This is a genomic window from Bifidobacterium scardovii JCM 12489 = DSM 13734 (assembly GCF_001042635.1).
Lineage (GTDB): Bacteria > Actinomycetota > Actinomycetes > Actinomycetales > Bifidobacteriaceae > Bifidobacterium > Bifidobacterium scardovii.
In genome coordinates, this window is the sequence record NZ_AP012331.1 from 243787 (window position 1) to 258093 (window position 14307).

General features: G+C 64.8%; 13 protein-coding genes. 9 read left to right on the plus strand and 4 right to left on the minus strand.

Translation table 11 applies throughout. The features are described from left to right. The first annotated feature begins 4 nt into the window (after positions 1-4). The 9 genes from BBSC_RS00935 to BBSC_RS00975 all read left to right on the plus strand — a co-directional run bounded on the left by BBSC_RS00935 (position 5) and on the right by BBSC_RS00975 (position 9677). Positions 5-1312 carry an ABC transporter permease gene (locus BBSC_RS00935; protein WP_033516793.1) on the plus strand — a complete coding sequence of 436 codons (1308 nt, stop codon included), beginning with the start codon at positions 5-7 and terminating at the stop codon, positions 1310-1312. A gap of 159 nt (positions 1313-1471) precedes the next feature. Next, a complete protein-coding gene (locus BBSC_RS00940; protein ID WP_033516791.1) occupies positions 1472-2749 on the plus strand; it encodes an ABC transporter permease in 1278 nt (425 codons plus the stop codon). Positions 2750-2779: 30 nt separating this feature from the next. Beyond that, a complete protein-coding gene (locus BBSC_RS00945; RefSeq protein ID WP_144414500.1) occupies positions 2780-3577 on the plus strand; it encodes an ABC transporter ATP-binding protein in 798 nt (265 codons plus the stop codon). A gap of 150 nt (positions 3578-3727) precedes the next feature. Next, the gene (locus BBSC_RS00950) at positions 3728-4282 is read left to right on the plus strand and encodes an FMN-binding protein (protein ID WP_033516788.1); all 555 of its coding nucleotides are present in this window, start codon (positions 3728-3730) and stop codon (positions 4280-4282) included. Between the two features lie 51 nt (positions 4283-4333). Further along, positions 4334-5620, plus strand: coding sequence for a putative ABC transporter permease (locus tag BBSC_RS00955; protein WP_033516787.1), 1287 nt, complete (start codon positions 4334-4336; stop codon positions 5618-5620). A 191-nt stretch (positions 5621-5811) separates the two neighbouring features. After that, entirely contained in the window at positions 5812-6489 is a 678-nt protein-coding gene (locus BBSC_RS00960) for an MptD family putative ECF transporter S component (protein ID WP_081892963.1), read from the plus strand. Then, positions 6489-7262 (plus strand): energy-coupling factor transporter transmembrane component T family protein, encoded by a 774-nt coding sequence (locus BBSC_RS00965; protein WP_033516785.1) that lies wholly within the window; start codon positions 6489-6491, stop codon positions 7260-7262. The genes BBSC_RS00960 and BBSC_RS00965 overlap by 1 nt, the downstream gene beginning before the upstream one ends. Beyond that, the gene (locus BBSC_RS00970) at positions 7259-8989 is read left to right on the plus strand and encodes an ABC transporter ATP-binding protein (RefSeq protein ID WP_231649187.1); all 1731 of its coding nucleotides are present in this window, start codon (positions 7259-7261) and stop codon (positions 8987-8989) included. The genes BBSC_RS00965 and BBSC_RS00970 overlap by 4 nt, the downstream gene beginning before the upstream one ends. Before the next feature lie 22 nt (positions 8990-9011). Beyond that, entirely contained in the window at positions 9012-9677 is a 666-nt protein-coding gene (locus tag BBSC_RS00975; RefSeq protein WP_033516783.1) for a hypothetical protein, read from the plus strand. Between the two features lie 192 nt (positions 9678-9869). On the opposite strand, the gene nrdF is transcribed toward BBSC_RS00975, so the two are convergent. From nrdF to BBSC_RS00995, 4 genes are all read right to left on the minus strand, one after another. Next, entirely contained in the window at positions 9870-10862 is a 993-nt protein-coding gene (gene nrdF, locus BBSC_RS00980; protein WP_033516782.1) for a class 1b ribonucleoside-diphosphate reductase subunit beta, read from the minus strand. 110 nt (positions 10863-10972) lie between these two features. After that, entirely contained in the window at positions 10973-13123 is a 2151-nt protein-coding gene (gene nrdE, locus BBSC_RS00985; RefSeq protein WP_231649185.1) for a class 1b ribonucleoside-diphosphate reductase subunit alpha, read from the minus strand. A gap of 315 nt (positions 13124-13438) precedes the next feature. Next, entirely contained in the window at positions 13439-13927 is a 489-nt protein-coding gene (gene nrdI, locus BBSC_RS00990) for a class Ib ribonucleoside-diphosphate reductase assembly flavoprotein NrdI (RefSeq protein WP_081892962.1), read from the minus strand. After that, entirely contained in the window at positions 13924-14190 is a 267-nt protein-coding gene (locus BBSC_RS00995) for a glutaredoxin family protein (protein WP_033516779.1), read from the minus strand. The genes nrdI and BBSC_RS00995 overlap by 4 nt, the downstream gene beginning before the upstream one ends. Positions 14191-14307 lie beyond the last annotated feature (117 nt).

Consider the following 14307-nt stretch of genomic DNA (forward strand, 5'->3'; position numbering starts at 1 on the left):
ACCGTTGTTCTTTCTGCGAATGATTGCGCGCTCGTTCACGCGCCAGCTGCGCAGGCGGCTGCTCATCGCGCTTACCGTGTGTTTGTCGGCCACGGTGAGTGTTTCGATGCTGGGGGTGGTGTTCGACGTGGGAGACAAGCTCAACGCCGAGCTGTCGACGTACGGTTCGAACATCGTCGTGCAGCCGAAGGCGGATGCCGTCGTCTCCGACCTGTACAACACGGAGGGCGTGTCCGGCGCCGCGACGCAGTCCGACCCGACCGCGTTCCTCAAGGAGTCGGACGCGGCCAAGATCAAGACCATCTTCTGGGCGTTCAACATCACCAATTTCGCGCCCCAGCTCAACATCCACGCGCAGGTTGACGGCACGTCCGTGCCGATCGTCGGCACATGGTTCAACAAGGAGCTGAAGCTCGCCTCCGGCGAGACCACGGTGGTCGGCGTCGACGGCATGCGCTCGTGGTGGACCTTGGATGGCAAGTGGCCCAAGGACGACACCGATCAGGGCGTCATCGGCAAGACGCTGGCGGCCCAACTCGGCGTGAAGACCGGCGATACGATCACGCTGGACAAGGACACCGCATCCGGCAAGCACAACCGACAGAAGATCACGATCACCGGCGTCTACGATTCGGGCGACGACGAGAACGGGTCGCTGTACCTGTCCAGTTCCGTGGCCCAGGTGTTGGCCGATCTGCCGGATTCGGTCGACAAGATCGAGGTCAAGGCGCTGACCACGCCGGAAAACGATCTGGCCCGCAAGGCCGCGCAGAACCCGGCGGCGCTGAGCCAGGACGACTGGGAGACGTGGTACTGCACCGCGTACCCGAGCTCCATCGCCTACCAGATCGAGGAGGTGATTCCGGGGGCCGTGGCCAAGCAGGTGCGCCAGGTCGCCGCGTTGCAGGGCAATGTGCTGCAGAAGACCCAGGCCGTGATGATCCTGATGACGGTGCTGAGCCTGATCGCGGCCGCCGTAGCCGTGGCCAACCTGATGGTCGCCTCGATCGGCGAGCGCTCGTCCGAGCTGGCGCTGCTCAAGGCGCTCGGCGCCACGGACGGCGCGGTGTCGCGCCTGATGATGGCCGAGACGGCGGCGATCGCACTGCTCGGCGCGGTCGTCGGCGCGGGCCTCGGTTCCGGCGTGGCGCAGCTGATCGGCCAGGTGGTGTTCGGTTCGGGCATCACGATGCGCCCCATGGTGTTCGTGCTGGTGTTCGTGCTGCTGGCGATCACCGTGCTGGTGGCCTCCGCGTCGTCGATCCGCTCGATTCTGAGCCTGAAGCCCGCGGAGGTGCTGCATGGCCGGTGAGTTGTATGCCTTTTCTTGGCTCCCCTCTTTGAGGGGAGCTGGGCGCCGGAGGCGGACTGAGGGGAGTCGCGGGCTCGCCGTGCTGTGCTCCCCTCAGTCAGCTTCGCCGACAGCTCCCCTCGGGGAGGGGAGCCTCGTAACCGTGGAAGGGGAGGAACGATGACCAACACGGGTATGTTCCTGAGGATGTTGCTCAGCGCGGTGTTCCGCCGCAGGTCCCGCGCGGTGATGGCCGTGGTCGCCTCGCTGGTCGGCGCGGCCACGCTGTTCTGCCTGGCGATGATCTGCATCGCCGTGCCGCAGCAGATGAACGAGGAGATGCGCGCGTACGGCGCGAACCTCATCGTCACGCCGCTCGAATCGACCGGCGACAAGGCCGGCATCGACGATGCGATGGTCAAGCACACCACGGAGATGGTTTCGGCCAAAGGCTCCGAAAAGCACGCGACCTACCGGTACGAGAACGTGCGCGTCAACGCCGCGCCATACGTGATGGCGGGCGTCGACGCCAAGCAGGTCAAGAACCTCAATCACCATTGGGTGGTCGAGGGCAACTGGCCGAGCGCTGGCAAGGTACTCGTCGGGCGTGACATCGCCGACGCGATCGGCCTTCAGGTCGGCTCGGCCATCACCATCGGGTACCGGGCCTCCGACAACGCCGGTCAGTCCACCGGCCAGTCCGCAGGCACTTCCTCGAGTCAGTCTTCAGCCGGACAGTCAGCTGGTCAGTCCTCCGCTGAGCAGACCCCGTCCGACCAGCCCACGCAGGACGGCCGCGTCTCCAGCGACATCATGGACACCTCCGGCACCGAGTTCCGCGTCGGCGGCATCGTCGACACGGGCGGCAGCGAGGATTCGATCATCTACGCCACCAGCAACGACGTGGACAAGCTCACCGGCGTCACGCGAGGCGTCGACGTGATCGAATACTCCTCCGGCACGGACGATCTCAACGCGCTCGTCGCCAGCATCAACGACATGACGTCGATGCACGTCAAGGCGCAGCAGGTCACCAAGATCACCTCGTCCGACACGCGCATCATCACCATGCTGCAGACCCTGTTCTGGATCGTCTCGCTGGTGGTGCTCGTGCTCACGCTCGTCGGCGTCGGCACGACGATCAGCTCCATCGTCTCGCAGCGCCGCAACGAGATCGGCCTGCGCAAGGCGCTCGGCGCCAGCTCCGGCGCGATCGGCACGGAATTCTACGTGGAATCGGCCATCTACGGCCTGCTCGGCGGTCTGCTCGGCACGGCCATCGGCTACGGTCTGGCGCAGTGGCTGTGCATGGCCGTGTTCGAACGATCGATCGGGTTCAACTGGCTGCTCGGCATCGGTTCGGTGGCGCTGAGCGCCGTGGTCGCGGTCGTCGCGTCGATCCCGCCGGTCCACCGCGCCACCCGCATCGACCCGGCCGTCGTGCTGCGCGAGGAATAGTCGGATACAAGGTAAGGAATAATGATGGATATGCTGCTTGAACTCGACCATATTTCCAAGATCTACGGCGATCTGCATGCCGTCGACGATCTGAGCCTGACCGTGCCGCAGGGCGAGTGGCTGGCCATCGTCGGCTCGTCCGGCTCCGGCAAGACCACGCTGATGAACATGATCGGATGCATGGACACGCCGAGCAAGGGGTCCGTGAAGCTCGAGGGGCGCAAGCTGGAGGATCTGAACGCCGGGCAGCTTGCCGACGTGCGCAAGAACATGATCGGCCTGGTGTTCCAGAAGTTCTATCTGGTGCCGCATCTGACCGCCGTGGAGAACGTGATGGTGGCGCAGTACTACCATTCGGTCGTCGACGAGAAGCAGGCGCTCGAGGCGCTGGAACGCGTCGGGCTCAAGGACCGCGCGCACCACCTGCCCGGGCAGCTGTCCGGCGGCGAGCAGCAGCGCGTGTGCGTCGCCCGCGCGCTGATCAACGATCCGAAGCTGATCCTCGCCGACGAGCCGACCGGCAACCTCGACGAGAAGAACGAGAAGATCGTGCTCGACCTGTTCCGCCAGCTGCACGATCAGGGCACGACGATCATCGTGGTGACGCACGATGCGCTGGTCGCCAGCTGCGCGCAGCGCGAGATCATGCTCAACCACGGCGTGCTCGTCGGCGAGAAGTGGAACGACGACAAGGCGCGCGCCGCGTATGAGGAGGCCGGTGGCAAGCCCGCGTCCACGGGAGCCGAGGTCGAAGGCGCGCAGACCGGCGAAGCCGCGATCGGCTTCGCCGACCCGACCAAAGCCGCCAAAACCGGCGGCGAGGACTGAGCCGCAATCGGTCGCCGCGCGCGGGAGCTGGGTCGAACTGTGTCTGGCTCCCCTCCATGAGGGGAGCCAGACACCGCAGCAATAGCGCAGAATACTGGTTGTTGGCGGGATACCGGTACAATGCCGTTACACATGGATGGGCAGGGAATTATGGGCGATACAAGCACGTTGAAGAAAACCGCGACGCTGGCGGCGGCCGGGCTGGTTGCGGCCGGCGCCCTGCTGGCCGGCTGCGGCGAACCGAAGGCCACGCCGATGAACGACGAGTACTCCGGCAATTCGGGGGAGACCCAGCAGTCCCAGGAGAACCAGTCCGAGTCCGGTTCGTCGGGTTCGTCGGGTTCGTCGTCGGACGCCGGGGCCGGCAGCCGCGGCACCGGAACCACCTCCGACAAGAAGGACACCGGCAACTACGCGGACGGCACCTATTCGGTCAACGGCCAGTACGGGCCGATCGGCGAGGACACGATCGACGTGCATCTGACGGTCAAGGACCAGAACGTCGAAAAGGTGGAGATCGTCGGGCATCCGTTCACCAGCATCTCCAAGAAACACCAGAACGAATTCGCCGAGGCGATCAACGGCGTGGTCGACGGCAAGCCGCTCAAGGGACTCAAGGTGGATGTGGTCGCCGGCGCCAGCTGGACTTCCGATGCGTTCAACGCGGCGCTGGAAGTGGCCCGCCAGGAGGCCTCGATCCAGTAGAGCGTCGCCGCCCCGTTGGGTTTTTCCCGCATTCGCTGATAGCGTGGGACCATGACCGAAGAGACCGAAGAGACACGCAAGCCGATCGACACGGCTGAACATAAGTCGGCCGCCTCCGCCGAGCCTGCCTCCGCCGAGCCCGTTCCCGGCGACACCAACGGCGACGGCGTCGTCGACATCGACGACAAGCGCCTGCCGCTCGTCACCCGTATCTACGGCATCATCCTGCTGGTTCAGGGGCTGCTCACCATCCCCATGATCGTCATCGCCTTCACCTACGCGATCCGCGCCCTGATCGTCGGCGATGCGGCGCTCGACAAGGCCGGTCTGACCACCATCATCAGCTGGACCTCCGCGATGCTCAGCTCCGTCACGACCGTCGTTCTCATGGTGTTCGGCGGGCTGCTGAGCTTCAACCGCCGCAAGCACGCCGCGCGCTGGACCTACGTGCTCATCCCCATGACCATCGCCGAAGGGCTGTTCGTGGTGATGCTCGACGGCATCGGCCTCAACCTGCTCGCCCCGATCGTCCAGATCGTGATCCTGATCACCCTGTCGGTCACCGTCGACCCGGCGCTGCGCGAGGAGCGCCGGCTCAAAACCGCGCTCTGGCACATGGACAACCGCACCGCCTATGAGAAGGCGCTCGCCAAGGGCATGCCCGGCCGTGACTTGAGCGGCAAGGGCTACATCTCGCTGGACTTCTTCAACATCTTCTGGCTGTTCGTGGTCGGTTGTGTGTTCGGACTGGTGATCGAAACCATCTACCACCTTGCGATGTACGGCGAATGGCAGGACCGCGCCGGGCTGCTGTGGGGGCCGTTCTCGCCGATCTACGGGTTCGGCGCGGTGCTGCTGACCGTGCTGCTCAACCGTCTGTGGCGGGCCAACTGGCTGCTGATCTTCTGCTCGAGCGCGGTGATCGGCGGCACGTTCGAATACCTGACCAGCTGGTTCATGGAGGTGGCGTTCAGCATCAAGGCGTGGGACTACACCGGCCAGTGGCTGTCGATCGACGGGCGCACCTCGGGCAAGTTCATGTTCTTCTGGGGCATTCTCGGCCTGGCATGGATCAAACTGATCCTGCCGCATCTGCTGGCGTTGATCCAGCGGATCCCATGGAGGGTGCGCTACTCGCTGACCCTGGTGTGCCTCGTGTTCATGGTGGTCGACGCGACGATGACGCTGATGGCGATAGACGCGTGGTATTCGCGATTGGCCGGCATCGCGCAGGACTCGCCGGTCGACAATTTCTTCGCCACCCACTACAACGACGATTTCATGGCCAACCGTTTCCAGACCATGAACATCGACCCCTCGCGCGCCGGCCGCATGTGAGCCGTGCGAATGGCCCGTCAGGCTCCCGGACGGTGCTTGCAGATCATCCAATCCATGCCGGGGATCGACGGTGTGCCGCAATTGTCAGATTCGCCACTTTTCTGTTAGGGGGGTATTGCATTGCGGCGCGATCGCCGATACATTGAAGGCTGATTACCCTTGCCCTGCAAGCACTATTTGATGGAGATCGCATGAGCCAGCAGCAGCCCGTATCGAACCAGCCGACCGCCGATCCGACGAATCAGCCGGCTACTCAGACCGTCCAAACGCAGCCCGTGACAAGTACCCGCCTGACGGTTCCTGACCTGATCTCGATCGGCATCTTCACTGCGCTGTATTTCGTATGCGTGTGCGTCGCCACGCTGATCAGCACGCTGGTCGCCGGCGCCGGCACGATTTTCCTGCCGGCCGTCGCGGCGCTGATCTGCGGCCCGGTGTTCATGCTGTCGGTCGCCCGCGTCGGCAAGTTCGGCGGCATCACCGTCATGGGCGTGGTGATCGGGCTGTTCCTGTTCGTGTCAGGCCATTTCGCGCTGTCGTTCGCGGCCAGCGTGGTGTTCCCGGTTGCGGCCGATCTGATCGCGCGCGCCGGCCGCTACAAGAACAAGGTCGGCATCCTTATCAGCTATGTGGTGTTCTGCTATGGACTGACCGGCCCGATCCTGCCGCTGTGGTTCATGAAGGACGCGTATGTCGCGTCGCTGCAGGCGCGAGGCAAGGACGCCGCCTACATCGATGCGCTGTTCTCGCAGATCAGCGTCGGCTCGTTCTTCCTTGCGATGGGCGCGATTCTGGTGTTCGGCCTGATCGGCGGCTGGTTCGGCCAGCGCCTGCTGGAGAAGCATTTCGTCAAGGCCGGTATCGTCTGATGCATCCTGCGCCGCTGCGTCTCGATCCGCGGGCGAAGCTGTACCTGCTGCTGCTCGCCAATCTGCTGCTGTTCTTCCATGTGGATACGCGCGGCGAGGCGGTGATGGTCACGCTGTTCGTGCTGCCGATCTTCGCCGCCGGCAAGTGGAGGGTCGGCCTGCGGCTTGTCGTTCTGTACGCGGTGCTGCTCGCCCTCGGATTGTGGTCGGACGCGGCCACCTTGGACGGCTCCGGCTCGGCCGGCGCGACGGGCGCCGTCGCGGGCGCTTCGTCCGGGGCCGCAGCGGCCGGAGGCGGTGTGTGGATGCATGCGATCGGCTTGTTCTGCGTCGGCATCCGCATGATGATGCCATGTTTCATCACCGGCGCGTATGCGTTCACCACGACGGGCATCAGCGAGTTCGTGTGCGCGATGCGGCGCATGCGTGTGCCGGAGGCGGTGGTGATCCCGTGCATGGTGGTGATCCGGTTCTTCCCGACGATCACGCACGACTACCGCCAGATCCGCAACGCGATGGCGCTGCGCGGGATTGCGACCGGCCGATTCGCGCTGGTCAGGCACCCGATGCAGTCATTGGAGTTCATTCTTGTGCCGCTGTTGATGAACGCGACGTTCGTGTCGCGCGACCTGTCCGTCGCGGCGCTCGCCAAGGGGCTTGGCGTGCGCGGCGAGCACACCTGCATGACGACGATCCGCATGCGCTGGTTCGACTGGTCGTTCATGCTCGTCTGCACGGTTCCCCTCGCCCTGAGCATTGGAGGCGTGCTATGACCGATGCAATGTCGCCGGCCGCCGGACCGGGCACTCGGAGCGGAGCGAGTGGGGCGAGCGATAATCCCGCTCAGGCCGATACCGCTGTTCAGCCGGTCATCCGGCTCACCGGCACCTCGTTCCGCTATTCCCGGGACGACTCCGGTACTGCCGCGGCTCCTCTCCCGCCCACTGCGCCCGCCCTGTCCAACATCGATCTGACCGTCCGCCCCGGCGAGACCGTGATGCTCTGCGGCCAGAGCGGCTGCGGCAAGACCACGGTCACCCGGTTGCTCAATGGCCTGATTCCGGGCTTCTTCCACGGCGAACTGGCCGGCAGTCAGACCGTATGCGGCCTTCCCGGCGGCACGCCTGTCGAAGCGTACGTGCCGCTGGTCGGCAGCGTGTTCCAGAATCCGAAAACCCAGTATTTCAACGCGGACACGACCTCCGAGCTCGCGTTCCCGTGCGAGAATCTCGGATGGCCATCCCAGAGGATCCGCGAGCGGGTCGACGAGGTCGCCGAACGCTTCGGCATCGAGCCGCTGCTGGATCGCAGCGTATTCAAACTGTCCGGCGGGCAGAAGCAGCGGCTGGCCGTCGCCGCGGCCACCATGCTGCATCCGCGGCTGGTGGTCATGGACGAGCCGACCAGCAATCTCGACGCCAGCGCCATGCGCGACCTGCATGACATGGTCGTCGACCTGAAGGCTTCCGGCGTGACCGTGGTGATCGCCGAGCATCGTCTCGCATGGTGCGCCGATCTCGTCGACCGCTACATACTGTTCGACGGCGGTGCGATCGCCGGCGAATACTCGGCCGCCGAATTCAACGCCATGCCGTCCGCCCGGATCGAATCATTCGGCCTGCGCGCCCTCGACCTGGCTCCGTACCGTGCCAAGCTGCTGGCCAAGAGCGGCGAACGCGGCCAGAGCCATATGGATCATTCCGATCATTCCGCTTCGGTGGAAGGCCCCGCACCCGATTCGGCGCGAAACAACGCAGGCGCACGCACGATAAGCGCCGCCGGAAAGAATGAAGGGACGCCGTGCTGCATCGCCACTCGGCGGTTGACGGTTGGATACCGCCGGGCGTTTTCGCGCGATATCGACGACTTCGAAGTGCGCGGCGGCGAGATCACCGGGCTGATGGGGCATAACGGCGCCGGGAAAAGCACGCTGGTACGTACGCTGTGCGGGTTGATCAGGCCGATCTCGGGCAGCGTGCTGCTGCACGGGGAAGCGGCCAGGCCGGCGGCGCTCACCCGTGCCGGATTCCTGGTCATGCAGGACGTGAACTACCAGCTGTTCGCCGACAGCGTCCGCGAAGAACTGCTGCTTGGCCTGGGCGAGGCGGACGAGGCGATCCGCGATGGCGCCGGTTCGGCCGGATCCGGCACGACCTGGTCTGACGCTCCGACGAGGTTCCCGGGGCCCACGACGTTCGGGAAGAAAGCCGATGCGGTGTTGCGCAGCCTGGATTTGCTGCAGTTCGCGGATCGGCATCCGATGAGCCTGTCCGGCGGGCAGAAGCAGCGGTTGGCGATCGCGTCCGCGTTGATGTGCGGCAAGGAGCTGATCGTGCTCGACGAGCCGACCAGCGGACTCGACCGAGCGCATATGATGCAGGTCGGCACGCTGCTGCGCCAGCTCGCCGACAGCGGCAAGGCCGTGCTGGTCGTCACCCACGATGAGGAGCTTGCCGCGCTGTGGTGCGATCGCATTCTTGATCTGGACCGTGCCGATTGATTTATATGAGAAAGGACCGACCATGACCTTCACCGTGACCGAATGGGCCGGGGATTGGATCAGCTTCGAGCGGCTGATCGACAGCGACGACCCATATCTGGAACGTGCGTGGCGGGAGGCCGATGCGGCGATGCGTGCGAATCGTTCGGCGTTCTCGATCATGCTGCCGTTCTTCGGGTTCAGCATCCGCCGGTTCTGGCGTTGGGCGTGCCGGACCCGTAGCCGCGACAACCGCGTGCCGATCGCCGGCTGGCACATCGAGCCGCTGGTGTTCGGCGACCAGGACGGCTTCGCGCTGTCGTGGCTCAGCACCGATGCCACGGTCATCGCCACGTTCGCCTATCACTTGGACCATATGCTGGCCAAGGGGCTTGAGGGCAAGCCGTGCTATGTGTTCCGCGCCGATGCCGCGCCGGCTGACAGCCCGTTCCGCGTGCTCGTCTCCATGGACCCGATGCCGGAGCGCGCCGCTCTGGCGGATGGCGGCCTGGCCAGCCACCTGCATTTCCAGTACGCGAGCAGCGAGGACAAGCTGCTCAAGGGCACGGGGGAACAGGCCAAGCTCCGCAACCGCATGTGGTATCCCACGATGTGCTCGGCCGAAGGCGATCTGCTCGCCCAGTGCAACATCGTGCGCGCCCTGCACAAGCTGCCGGCGTGGCCAAGCCTGCCCGATCTCGCTTCTTAGGCACATTGTGCGTTTCGTAGGCAGGTATCCGGCGAGACGCACAATCTGAACCGCAGCATTCCGGCCGTTTCTGGAACGCGCCCGCGCGGAGGCCTGCCTACGAAACGCACAATGTGCCTAAGAAATGCAAAGGCGGACGCAATCGGGGCGTTATGAGCCGCGATCGCGTCCGCCATGTCCGTCCAGGACCCGTCAGAAGTCCCAGTCCTCGTCGTCGGTGTCTTCGGCCTTGCCCATCACGTAGGAGGACCCCGACCCGGAGAAGAAGTCGTGGTTCTCGTCGGCGTTCGGCGACAGCGAGGCGATGATCGCGGGGTTCACGTCGCAGATCTCGGCGGGGAACAGCGCCGGATAGCCGAGGTTCATCAGCGCCTTGTTGCCGTTGTAGCGCAGGAACTTCTCGACGTCATCGACCAGGCCGACTCCGGAATACAGCGATTCGGTGTACTCCACCTCGTTGTCGTACAGCTCGTTGAGCAGCTCGTAGGTGTACTCGCGCATCTCCTCGCGCTTGACGTCGGAGACCTTCTCGAGCCCCTTCTGGTACTTGTAGCCGATGTAGTAGCCGTGCACGGCCTCGTCGCGGATGATCAGGCGAATCACGTCAGCCGTGTTGGTGAGCTTGGCGTGGCTGGAGAAGTACATCGGCAGGTAGAAGCCGGAGTAGAACAGGAACGATTCGAGCAGCGTGGAGGCGACCTTGCGCTTGAGCGGGCTGTCGCCCTCGTAGTAGTCGAGCACGATCTGCGCCTTCTTCTGCAGGTACTCGTTGTCCTCGCTCCACGCGAACGCCTGGTCGATCTGCTCGGTCGAGCACAGCGTCGAGAAGATGCTCGAATACGACTTGGCATGCACGGACTCCATGAACGCGATGTTCGTGTACACGGCCTCCTCGTGCGGCGTCAGCGCATCGGGGATCAGCGACACCGCGCCGACCGTGCCCTGGATCGTGTCGAGCAGGGTCAGGCCGGTGAACACGCGCATGGTGAGCGTGTGCTCCTCCTCGCTCATCGCCTGCCAGCTGGGCAGGTCGTTGGAGACCGGGACCTTCTCGGGCAGCCAGAAGTTGCCGGTCAGGCGGTCCCAGACCTCGAGATCCTTCTCGTCTTCGAGGCGGTTCCAGTTGATCGCGCTCACGCGGTCGATGAGCTTCAGGGGTTTGCGGGGGACGGAGATCGGTGCCATGGGGGTGTTCCTTGTGGTTTGTGGTTTTGGTGTGGTTCGGAGGTCTCCCTCCCGCTGGCGGGAGGTGGCGCGTGACATGGGGGTGTTCCTTTACGTCGAATCCCGGCCTTCTACAGCATGCAGCTCACGCAGCCCTGCACTTCGGTGCCTTCGAGCGCCTGCTGGCGGATGCGGATGTAGTACAGGGTCTTGATGCCCTTGCGCCAAGCGTAGATCTGCGCCTTGTTGACGTCGCGGGTGGTGGTCGTGTCCGGGAAGAACAGCGTGAGCGACAGGCCCTGATCGACGTGCTGCGTCGCCTCGGCGTACGTGTCGACGATCGCCTTCCATCCGATTTCGTAGGCGTCCTTGAAATACTCGAGATTGTCGTTGGTCATGTACGGGGCGGGGTAGTACATGCGGCCGATCTTGCCTTCCTTGCGGATCTCGATCTTCGAGGCGATCGGATGGATCGACGAGGTGCTGTGGTTGATGTACGAGATCGAGCCGGTCGGCGGCACGGCCTGCAGGTTCTGGTTGTAGATGCCGTCCGCGAGGATCGCGTCGCGCAGCCGCTCCCAGTCGGAGACGCTCGGGATCGTGATGCCGTACCGGTCGAACAGCGCGCGCACGCGCTCGGTGCGCGGCTCGAGCGAGCGGCGGCCGTCCGTGTATTTGTCGAAGTAGTTGCCCTTGCCGGCCGGCTTCGCGTAGGCGGAACGCTCGAAGCCGACGAATGAGCGACCGCGCTCGACCGCCAGCTCGTGCGAGGCGTGGTAGGCGTGGAAAGCGACGGTCATGAAGTAGATGTCGGTGAAGTCCAGCGCCTCCTCGCTGCCGTACTGGATGCCCTCGCGCGCGAGGAATCCGTGCAGGTTCATCTGCCCGAGACCGATCGCGTGGCCCTCCTCGTTGGCGCGGCGGATCGACGGCACGGCGTTGATGCTCGTGTGCTCGGCCACCGCGGTGAGCGCGCGGATCGCCGTCTCGACGGTGCCGGCGAGCCCGCCGTCCATCGCCTTGGCGATGTTGAGCGAGCCGAGGTTGCAGGAGATGTCGCGGCCGACATGCGCGTAGGTCAGATCCTCGTTGTAGGCGCTCGGCTCCTGCACCTGCAGGATCTCCGAGCACAGGTTCGACATGGTGATCCGTCCGTCGATCGGGTTCGCGCGGTTGACCGTGTCCTCGAACAGGATGTACGGATAGCCGGATTCGAACTGCAGCTCGGCGAGCGTGGTGAAGAACTTGCGCGCGTCGATGTACGTCTTCTTGATGCGGCTGTCGGCGACCATCTCGTCGTAGTGCTCGGTGATCGGGATGTCGGCGAACGGCTTGCCGTACACGCGCTCCACGTCGTAGGGGCTGAACAGCGCCATCTGCTCCTTGCGCTTGGCGAGTTCGAAGGTGATGTCGGGTACGACCACGCCAAGGGCCAGCGACTTGATGCGGATCTTCTCGTCGGCGTTCTCGCGCTTGGTGTCGAGGAAACGCATGATGTCGGGGTGATGGGCGCTCAGATACACCGCGCCGGCGCCTTGGCGCGCGCCGAGCTGGTTCGCGTACGAGAAGCTGTCTTCCAGCAGCTTCATGACCGGGACGATGCCGCTGGACTGGTTTTCGATGTGCTTGATCGGCGCGCCAGCCTCGCGCAGGTTGCTCAGCAGCAGCGCCACGCCGCCGCCGCGCTTGGACAGCTGCAGGGCCGCGTTGATGCCGCGGGAGATCGACTCCATGTTGTCTTCGATGCGCACGAGGAAGCAGCTGACCGGTTCGCCGCGCTGGGCCTTGCCAAGGTTCAGGAAGGTCGGGGTCGCGGGCTGGAAGCGGCCGGCGATCATCTCGTCGAGGTAGCGGATCGCGGCCTGCTCGTCGCCCGCGGCCAGGTCGAGCGCGACCGCCGCGCAGCGCTGCGGGAAGTCCTCGAGGTACTGCTTGCCGTCGAAGGTCTTCAGTGCGTAGGAGCGGAAGAACTTGAACGCGCCGAGGAAGGTCTCGAACTCGAAGCCGGAGGACTCGGCGTGCGCGTACAGCTTGTCGAGGAACTCGGCGGAATACTTCGAGAATACGGAGCCGTCGTAGTACTGGTTGTCGATCAGGTAGGCGAGGCGCTCGGCGGTGGAGGCGAAGCGCATCGTATGCTCGGCGACCTCGGTGGTCGAGAACGCGCGCTCGGCTTCCTTGTCCTTGCCGAACTGGATCCTGCCGTTCTCGTCGTACAGGTTGAGCATCGCGTTGAGCGCGTGGTAATCCGTCGACGGGTCGTAAGCGGTGGTGTTGGTCATGCTGCGATCTTTCATGGTGCTGTGTTGCCGGCGCTGCGGGAAACCCGTGGGCGCGCCGGGATGGTCGGTGGGGTGGGGTGACGCATGCGGAACCGAACCCCCTCCCGGTTCCGCATGCCCCGTTCCCGTCGCCGGCCGCCCTGACCATGAGGCGGCAGGGCGGCCTGTGCGGGTGCGCGCAGTGCATGCACGCACCCGGGCGGCGGGACGATCTGGGTTGGGCTGGCATATCCGAGGGGCCTGTCGGGCACGTCTATTCGGTGGGCTGCCAGCCAAGTGTTCTGTTATGGCGCTGATGTCGGTGCGGCGCCGGTGTCAGCGGCGGTCGTTCGCGAAGAACCGGGCGAGGCCGTCGCGCGTCTTGCGCACGTCCTCCGGGGTGCCCATGAGCTCGAACACGAACAGCAGCGGCACCTTGCATTTCGCGGAGATGATATGCCCCGCCGCGCCGTACGCCTCGCCGAAGTTCGTGTTGCCGGAGGCGATCACCCCGCGGATCCATTGCCGATTGTCGGGATCGTTGAGGAACCGCTTGACCTGGATGGGCACGGCCTTGCGTACGTTGCCGCCGCCGTACGTCGGCACAATCAGCACATAGGGCTCGCGTACATGGAGCGGCGGATCGTTCGGCCGAAGCGGGATGCGGTAGGGCGTGATGCCGAGGCCGGGCAGGTCGCAGCTGTCGATGAACCGTGCCGTGTTCTCCGATACCGAGGAGAAGTACACGACCGCACCGGTGTGCGTTCCGCCGGATTGGCCTGAGTCCGGGATCGCCGTCTGCAGATTGCCGTCCGGTCCGCTCATGCGCGGGCCATCGCGTGCTGCGCGGCGTCGGCGGTGATGCTGGCCGCCAGCTCGCGGATGAGATCGGGGCGGTAGCCGGTCCAGGAGTTGTCGGGCGTGATGACGACGGGAGCCTGGCGGAATCCGGCCTGATGCAGCTGCTCGAGCGTGGACGGGTTCTCGGTGAGATCCACAGTCTCAAAGGGTATGTCGAGCTTGGTGAGCTGACGCTTGGTGGCTTCACACTGAGGGCAACGCGGTTTGGTGAACACAGTGATGGTCATGATGCCTCCTCGGTCGATTCCTGTTGGTTCTGTCGTGGTCGCGCGATCGCTTGAACGCGATCTGAGAGTACAGACTACATCCTTGTGATTTGCCTCGCGCCACTAGGTATTGTGGCG

What these genes read in the sequence shown, in the direction of transcription:
- nrdE (WP_231649185.1), bottom strand. Translation starts at nt 13,123, where the DNA reads ATGACCAACACCACCGCTTACGACCCGTCGACGGATTACCACGCGCTC.
- nrdI (WP_081892962.1), bottom strand. Translation starts at nt 13,927, where the DNA reads ATGAGCGGACCGGACGGCAATCTGCAGACGGCGATCCCGGACTCAGGC.
- BBSC_RS00950 (WP_033516788.1), top strand. Translation starts at nt 3,728, where the DNA reads ATGGGCGATACAAGCACGTTGAAGAAAACCGCGACGCTGGCGGCGGCC.
- nrdF (WP_033516782.1), bottom strand. Translation starts at nt 10,862, where the DNA reads ATGGCACCGATCTCCGTCCCCCGCAAACCCCTGAAGCTCATCGACCGC.
- BBSC_RS00955 (WP_033516787.1), top strand. Translation starts at nt 4,334, where the DNA reads ATGACCGAAGAGACCGAAGAGACACGCAAGCCGATCGACACGGCTGAA.
- BBSC_RS00975 (WP_033516783.1), top strand. Translation starts at nt 9,012, where the DNA reads ATGACCTTCACCGTGACCGAATGGGCCGGGGATTGGATCAGCTTCGAG.
- BBSC_RS00965 (WP_033516785.1), top strand. Translation starts at nt 6,489, where the DNA reads ATGCATCCTGCGCCGCTGCGTCTCGATCCGCGGGCGAAGCTGTACCTG.
- BBSC_RS00995 (WP_033516779.1), bottom strand. Translation starts at nt 14,190, where the DNA reads ATGACCATCACTGTGTTCACCAAACCGCGTTGCCCTCAGTGTGAAGCC.
- BBSC_RS00940 (WP_033516791.1), top strand. Translation starts at nt 1,472, where the DNA reads ATGACCAACACGGGTATGTTCCTGAGGATGTTGCTCAGCGCGGTGTTC.
- BBSC_RS00945 (WP_144414500.1), top strand. Translation starts at nt 2,780, where the DNA reads ATGCTGCTTGAACTCGACCATATTTCCAAGATCTACGGCGATCTGCAT.
- BBSC_RS00960 (WP_081892963.1), top strand. Translation starts at nt 5,812, where the DNA reads ATGAGCCAGCAGCAGCCCGTATCGAACCAGCCGACCGCCGATCCGACG.
- BBSC_RS00970 (WP_231649187.1), top strand. Translation starts at nt 7,259, where the DNA reads ATGACCGATGCAATGTCGCCGGCCGCCGGACCGGGCACTCGGAGCGGA.